Here is a 6,994-nt window from a genome sequence, read left to right on the forward strand (position 1 = left end):
GGGGGCCCCCCCCCGCCCGCGCGGGCCCCGCCCGGGCGCCCCACCCCCCCCCCCCCCCCCCGCGCCGCCCCGCGCCCGCCACTACCGGAAGCAAGATGTCGCGGCGTCACCGGAGCTCAGGGCTCGCCGGCGTCGATCAGCGCATCGGTATCAAAGTGTGGCGGCCGCCGCGCACGGGTGCGCTGCTCGTAGGCGTAGGCCATTTCGATCAGCTTCGGCTCGCTCCAGGCGGTGCCCATGAACAGCAGGCCGACGGGAAGGCCGTTGATCTGGCCCATCGGCACGGTCAGGCTGGGGTAACCGGCCACGGCAGCGGCGCTGTAGCTCTCGCCGGGGAAGTCGTCGCCTTCGCTGCGGATCGGCCACGCCACACCGGTGGTCGGCGCCACCAGCGCATCGAGCTGATGGGCGGCGAGGGCTGCATCGATGCCTTCCGGGCCGGCCAACCGGCGCGCATCACTGCGCGCGCGGATGTAGGCAGGGTCTGCCAGGCCGGTGGTGGCATCGGCCTCCACCAGCAGCTCCTGGCCGAACAGGCCCAGTTCCTGCTTGCTGTGCGCCTGGTTGAAGGCGATCAGTTCGGCCAGGCTGCGCAGTGGCGCGCGGTGGGTGCTGAAGTAGCGCTCCAGCCCGGCCTTGAATTCGTACAGCAGCAGCGTGCGCTCGGCCTCGGCCCACGCACCCTGGTTGGGCAGCTCCACTGGCACCACCACGGCGCCGGCGCGACGCAGCTCGGTCGCTGCCTGATCGATCAGCGGCGGCATGCCGCGGTACTTCAGCAGCGGCGTCTGCAGCAGACCGATGCGTTTGCCGCGCAGGCCCTGCGGGTCCAGTCGCGCGGTGTAGTCGTAGACCGCGCGGCCGGGCATGGTCGCGGTTGCCGGATCGGCATCATCGCGGCCGGCGATCGCGGTCAGCACGGCGGCAGCGTCGGCGACGCTGCGTGCCATCGGCCCGGCAGTGTCCTGGCTGAAGGAGATCGGGATGATGCCGTCGCGGCTGACCAGGCCGACGGTCGGCTTCAGGCCGACCACGCCGTTGATCGCCGCCGGGCAGACGATGCTGCCGTCGGTTTCGGTGCCGATCGCCACGCTGGCCAGGTTGGCGGCCACGGCCACCGCGCTGCCGCTGCTGGAACCACACGGCGAATGGCTGATGCGATAGGGGTTGCGGGTCTGGCCGCCACGCGCGCTCCAGCCGGAGATCGAATCATTGCCGCGGAAGTTGGCCCATTCGCTGAGGTTGGTCTTGCCCAGCACCACCGCACCGGCGTCGCGCAGCCGGCGCACCAGGTAGGCATCGTCCGGACGGAAGCCCTGCAGGGCCAGCGAACCCGCACTGGTGGCCATCGGCGCGGCGTTGATGTTGTCCTTCAACAGCAGGGGAATGCCATGCAGCGGGCCGCGCAGGCGGCCGCCACGGCGTTCGCGGTCGCGCGCGGCGGCTTCCTTCAGGGCATCGGGGTTGAGCTCGATCACCGCGCGCAGGCGCGGCCCGGTGCGGTCCAGCGCGGCGATGCGCTGCAGGTAGGCCTGGGTCAGGGTGGTGCTGTCCAGTTCCCCGGCGGTCATCCGCGCCTGCAGGTCGGCGACATCGGTTTCGGCGTACGGGAACGGCACGTTGCGGCTCGCAGGTTCGGCCGCATGCGCGCTGGGCGTGGCCGGGCTGCAGCCAGCCGAAAGCAGCGCCGGCAGCGCGGCGAGCAGGCAGGTCAGCAGAGGCGGCAAGGACGGGCGCATGGGGCGGCTTGGTCGGCTCCAATCCCCAGTGTAGCCGGTGCTCAGCGGTGGCGCTTGCGCAGGTCGCGGGCGAGCACGTAGACCACGATCAGGTTGATCGCCAGGATCGTCCACGACGGCCAGCCGGGGTGGCGGATGATCGCGAAGATGTCGAAAGGCAGGTACAGGGCGGCGGTCAGGCAGCCCAGCCAGGAGGCCCAGGCCTTGGCCCGCCACAGGCCCCAGGCTTCGACCAGGTGCAGCAGGCCGTAGCCGATCATCCCCGCCGCGGCCAGGTGGACCGCGTCGGGGCTGATCATGTGCAGCAGCGAGGGCAGGGTGCCATGGTCCGGATCCAGGCTGAAACGCCGGATCAGGGCCATGATGCCGTGCCGTAGCGGCTGCGGTCCGAGCACTTCCAGCCCGGTGGCGGCCAACAGCGCCAGCATCGCCTTGCTCGCTTCGAGCAGGGCGATGACATGGAGACCCGGATGCCGGTGTGGATCCGGGTTGTAGCCGCTCAGGTTCACGGGGTGCTGGCTCAGCCGCCGCGCGAAGCCTTCTTGCGGTCGCTTTCGGTCAGGAACTTCTTGCGCAGACGGATCTCCTTCGGGGTGATCTCGACCAGCTCGTCGTCTTCGATGAAGTCCAGGGCCTGTTCCAGCGAGTACTTGATCGCCGGGGTCAGCTGGATCGCATCGTCCTTGCCCGAAGCGCGCATGTTGGTCAGCGGCTTGGTCTTGATCGCGTTGACGGTCAGGTCGTTGTCCTTGGAGTGGATGCCGACCAGCTGACCTTCATACACGTTGTCGCCTTCAGCAGCGAAGAGCTTGCCGCGCTCCTGCAGCGGGCCCAGCGAGTAGGCCGGCGTGGTGCCCGGCGCATTGGCGATCATCACGCCGTTGATGCGCTTGGCGATCGCGCCCTGTTCCTTCGGACCGTAGTGGTCGAACACGTGGAACAGCAGGCCCGAACCCTGGGTCAGGGTCTTGAACTCGTTCTGGAAACCGATCAGGCCACGGGCCGGGATCGAGTATTCCAGGCGCACGCGGCCCTTGCCGTCCGATTCCATGTTCTTCAGCTGGCCCTTGCGGGTGCCCAGCTTTTCCATCACGCCGCCCTGGTGGATTTCTTCGATGTCCACCACCAGCTGCTCGATCGGCTCCATCATCTGGCCGTCGATTTCCTTGATGATCACTTCCGGGCGCGACACGGCCAGCTCGTAGCCCTCGCGACGCATGTTCTCGATCAGCACCGACAGGTGCAGTTCGCCACGGCCGGAGACCAGGAACTTGTCGGCGTCTTCCAGCTGCTCGACCTTCAGGGCCACGTTGTGGACCTTTTCACGGTCCAGGCGGTCCTTGATCTGGCGGCTGGTCAGGAACTTGCCACCGGACAGGTCCTTGTTGCCGGCGAACGGCGAGTTGTTGACCTGGAAGGTCATCGAGATGGTCGGCTCGTCGACGGTCAGCGCCGGCAGCGCTTCCGGGAAGTCCGGTGCGCAGATGGTGTCGGAGATGGTCAGCTCCTGGATGCCGGAGATGGCCACGATGTCGCCGGCCTCGGCCGAATCCTGCTCGATGCGCTCCAGGCCCATGAAGCCCAGCACCTGCAGCACCTTGCCGTTGCGCTTCTTGCCTTCACGGTCGATGACCGCGACCTGCATGTTCTTCTTCAGGGTGCCGCGCTGGATGCGGCCGATGCCGATCACGCCCACGAAGTTGTTGTAGTCCAGCTGGCTGATGCGCATCTGGAACGGGCCTTCCGGGTCCACTTCCGGACGCGGCGCGTGCTGCATGATCGCTTCGTACAGCGGGGTCATGTCGCCATCGCGCACGGTGTCTTCCAGGCCGGCGTAGCCGTTCAGGCCCGAGGCGTAGACGATCGGGAAGTCCAGCTGCTCGTTGGTGGCGCCGAGCTTGTCGAACAGGTCGAAGACCTGGTCGATCACCCATTCCGGACGGGCGCCCGGACGGTCGACCTTGTTGACCACGACGATCGGCTTGAAGCCCATCGCGAAGGCCTTCTGGGTCACGAAGCGGGTCTGCGGCATCGGGCCGTCCATCGCATCGACCAGGATCAGCACGGTGTCGACCATCGACAGCACGCGCTCGACCTCACCACCGAAGTCGGCGTGGCCGGGGGTGTCGACGATGTTGATCCGGTTCTTGATGCCGGTCTTCTTGTCTTCCCAGGTGATGGCGGTGTTCTTGGCCAGGATGGTGATGCCGCGTTCCTTTTCCTGGTCGTTGCTGTCCATCACGCGCTCGGCGAGGACGGTGCGCTCGGACAGGGTGCCGGACTGCTTCAGCAGCTGGTCGACCAGGGTGGTCTTGCCATGGTCGACGTGGGCGACGATGGCGATGTTGCGAAGATTTTCGATGGACATACGAAAGGGGGCCAGTCGGCGCCGGATTTGGAAAAAGAAGTCCAACATTATACGTCGAACCTGACGATTCGCGAAACGGTGGATTTCACACCCGTCATGGGGCCCATTCAGCTGGGGGGCCGTGGCGCCGGTCGAGGCCGCCTGGCCTACACCGCGGGGCACCCCGTCCCGTGGCTGAAGCCCGGATCTGCGCCCATGGTCGAAGCCGCCGCCGCCACGAGGCAGGTGTAAACTAGGTGGCTAGACGCGTTCCCCATCTGCATCAAGGATCTTCATGTCCCTCATCGCCACTTTCGACACCACCCAGGGCCCGATCAAGGTCGAGCTGTTCGCCGACAAGGCGCCGCTGACCGTGGCCAACTTCGTGAACCTGGTCAAGCACGGCTTCTATGACGGCCTGATCTTCCACCGCGTGATCGCCGACTTCATGATCCAGGGCGGCTGCCCGCAGGGTCGTGGCACCGGCGGCCCGGGCTACAAGTTCGAAGACGAGAAGAACGGCGTGAAGCACGAGGTCGGCTCGCTGTCGATGGCCAACGCCGGCCCGAACACCAACGGCAGCCAGTTCTTCATCACCCACATCAAGACCGACTGGCTGGACGGCCGCCACACCGTCTTCGGCAAGGTCCTGGAAGGCCAGGCCATCGTCGATTCGGTCAAGCAGGGCGACGTGATCCATTCGATCACCCTGGAAGGCGACGTCGACGCCGTGCTGGCCGCCCAGGCCGAGCGCGTCGCGGAGTGGAACAAGCACCTCGCCGCCTGATCCCCCTTCGAAACGGCCACCCTCGAGTGGCCGTTTCCCTGTTCCCCGCCGCCCGCCAGGCCTGCGTGGCCACGCCCGCGGCGTCCCATCAAACGCTTGCAAGCAAGAGGAAACCCCCATGAAAGCACCCGTTCGTGTTGCCGTGACCGGCGCCGCCGGCCAGATCGGTTATGCCCTGCTGTTCCGCATCGCCTCCGGCGAAATGCTGGGCAAGGACCAGCCGGTCATCCTGCAGCTGCTGGAACTGCCGGTCGACAAGGCCCAGGCCGCCCTGAAGGGCGTGATGATGGAGCTGGAAGACTGCGCCTTCCCGCTGCTGGCCGGCATGGTCGGCACCGATGACGCTGAAGTCGCGTTCAAGGACGCCGACATCGCCCTGCTGGTCGGCGCACGTCCGCGTGGCCCGGGCATGGAGCGTAAGGACCTGCTGCTGGAAAACGCCAAGATCTTCACCGCCCAGGGCGCAGCGCTGAACAAGGTCGCCAGCCGTGACGTGAAGGTGCTGGTGGTCGGTAACCCGGCCAACACCAACGCCTACATCGCGATGAAGTCGGCCCCGGACCTGAAGCCGGAGAACTTCACCGCCATGCTGCGCCTGGACCACAACCGCGCGCTGAGCCAGCTGTCGACCAAGCTCGGCAAGCCGGTCGGTGGCATGGAGAAGCTGGTGGTGTGGGGCAACCACAGCCCGACCATGTACCCGGACTACCGTTTCGCCACCGCCGATGGTGCGTCGATCGCCGATGCGATCAACGACCAGGAGTGGAACGCCAACACCTTCATCCCGACCGTCGGCAAGCGCGGCGCGGCGATCATCGAAGCCCGTGGCTCGTCCTCGGCTGCTTCGGCCGCCAACGCAGCCATCGACCACGTGCGTGACTGGGTGCTGGGCAGCAACGGCAAGTGGGTCACCATGGGCGTGCCGTCCGACGGTTCCTACGGCATTCCGGAAGGCGTGATCTTCGGCTTCGCCGTGACCACCGAGAACGGCAAGTACACCCTGGTCAAGGATCTGCCGATCGACGACTTCAGCCAGAAGTACATCGACAAGACCCTGGCCGAGCTGGAAGAAGAGCGCGCCGGCGTCGCCCACCTGCTGGGCTGATGCAGGCGGTACCGGCGCGAGCCGGTACGTCTTCCATCGAGGTAGGTACCGACCGCTGGTCGGTACGCGATCCAGAAGGTAGGTACCGACCGTTGGTCGGTACGCAGCAACGGGGAAGCTCAGGCTTCCCCGTTTCTGTTTGAGGAATACAGGAACTGATGATCCACCTGCATTACATCGACGACGCGCTGCTGGTGGCCGAGAAGCCGGCCGGCCTGCTGTCCGTGCCTGGCCGCAGCGCCGAGAACCAGGACTGCGTGGTCGCGCGCCTGCAGGCGCTGTACCCGGATGCACTGACCGTGCACCGCCTGGACCAGGTGACCTCCGGCCTGCTGCTGCATGCGCGCGGGAAGGACATGCAGGTGGCGTTGTCGATGCAGTTCGAGCAGCGCCAGGTTGGCAAGCGTTACGAAACGATCGTGGAGGGGCTGCTTGAAGGCGATGCCGGCGAAGTGGACCTGCCGTTGATCGTGGACTGGCCGAACCGGCCAAAGCAGATGGTCGATCACGAACGCGGCAAACCGGCGCTGACACGTTGGCACGTAATGGCACGTGATGTTGAAGCGCAGCGCACCCGCGTGGCGTTGGAACCGATCACTGGCCGCAGCCATCAGCTGCGCCTGCACATGGCCAGTCTCGGCCATCCCATCGTTGGCGATGTGCTGTATGACGCCGCGCCGGCGCAGCGTGTGCATCTGCATGCGCGCAGCCTGCGGTTCACCCATCCAGTGACGGGCGAGCCGCTCGCGTTCGAGTCCGCGACTCCGTTCTAGGGGTTCGGCAGGGCTTGCAGCCCTGCACCTGCAGAATCAACGTCAACGTCAGAAGCGGGCTGTCCGTGGGGTGGCGGGGCGGTGTGGGTTGGCAGGACACGCCGTAAACCCATCCATGAAGTGACCCCCGAGACTTGGACGGGGTCAGGCGGCCGATTGGGCCTGCTCCCGGTACTTTACCGGGCTCAGACCTTTCAGTTTCAGTTTGATGCGCTCTTCGTTGTAGTACTGGATGTATTCCAC

At 66.5% G+C, this 6,994-nt stretch carries 7 protein-coding genes; 3 read left to right on the forward strand and 4 right to left on the reverse strand.

What is annotated here, in order from left to right:
* Positions 1 to 116: 116 nt before the first annotated feature.
* Genes V3B25_RS22195 through typA form a run of 3 tightly spaced genes read right to left on the reverse strand, consistent with a single transcriptional unit; the run spans position 117 to position 4,107 of the window.
* Positions 117 to 1,739, reverse strand: coding sequence for an amidase (locus tag V3B25_RS22195; protein WP_329811556.1), 1,623 nt, complete (start codon positions 1,737 to 1,739; stop codon positions 117 to 119).
* A gap of 41 nt (positions 1,740 to 1,780) precedes the next feature.
* Positions 1,781 to 2,248, reverse strand: coding sequence for a DUF2127 domain-containing protein (locus V3B25_RS22200; protein WP_049422416.1), 468 nt, complete (start codon positions 2,246 to 2,248; stop codon positions 1,781 to 1,783).
* Between the two features lie 11 nt (positions 2,249 to 2,259).
* Positions 2,260 to 4,107 carry a translational GTPase TypA gene (gene typA, locus V3B25_RS22205; protein WP_010483969.1) on the reverse strand — a complete coding sequence of 616 codons (1,848 nt, stop codon included), beginning with the start codon at positions 4,105 to 4,107 and terminating at the stop codon, positions 2,260 to 2,262.
* Between the two features lie 274 nt (positions 4,108 to 4,381).
* On the opposite strand from typA, the gene V3B25_RS22210 reads away from it, so the two are divergent.
* The 3 genes from V3B25_RS22210 (at position 4,382) to V3B25_RS22220 (ending at position 6,751) form a co-directional block, all read left to right on the forward strand.
* Complete coding sequence (locus V3B25_RS22210) at positions 4,382 to 4,873, forward strand: peptidylprolyl isomerase (RefSeq protein WP_004153629.1); 492 nt, start codon at positions 4,382 to 4,384, stop codon at positions 4,871 to 4,873.
* A gap of 118 nt (positions 4,874 to 4,991) precedes the next feature.
* The gene (locus V3B25_RS22215) at positions 4,992 to 5,978 is read left to right on the forward strand and encodes a malate dehydrogenase (protein WP_004153634.1); all 987 of its coding nucleotides are present in this window, start codon (positions 4,992 to 4,994) and stop codon (positions 5,976 to 5,978) included.
* Positions 5,979 to 6,136: 158 nt separating this feature from the next.
* Entirely contained in the window at positions 6,137 to 6,751 is a 615-nt protein-coding gene (locus V3B25_RS22220) for an RluA family pseudouridine synthase (RefSeq protein WP_329811557.1), read from the forward strand.
* A gap of 144 nt (positions 6,752 to 6,895) precedes the next feature.
* Here the strand turns inward: V3B25_RS22220 and V3B25_RS22225 are convergent.
* Positions 6,896 to 6,994, reverse strand: a 99-nt coding sequence (locus V3B25_RS22225; RefSeq protein ID WP_197616391.1) for an IS3 family transposase, incomplete at its 5' end; no start/stop codon positions are given.

The sequence above is a fragment of the Stenotrophomonas sp. SMYL8 genome, from assembly GCF_036320065.1.
GTDB classification, from domain to species: Bacteria; Pseudomonadota; Gammaproteobacteria; order Xanthomonadales; family Xanthomonadaceae; genus Stenotrophomonas; species Stenotrophomonas maltophilia_A.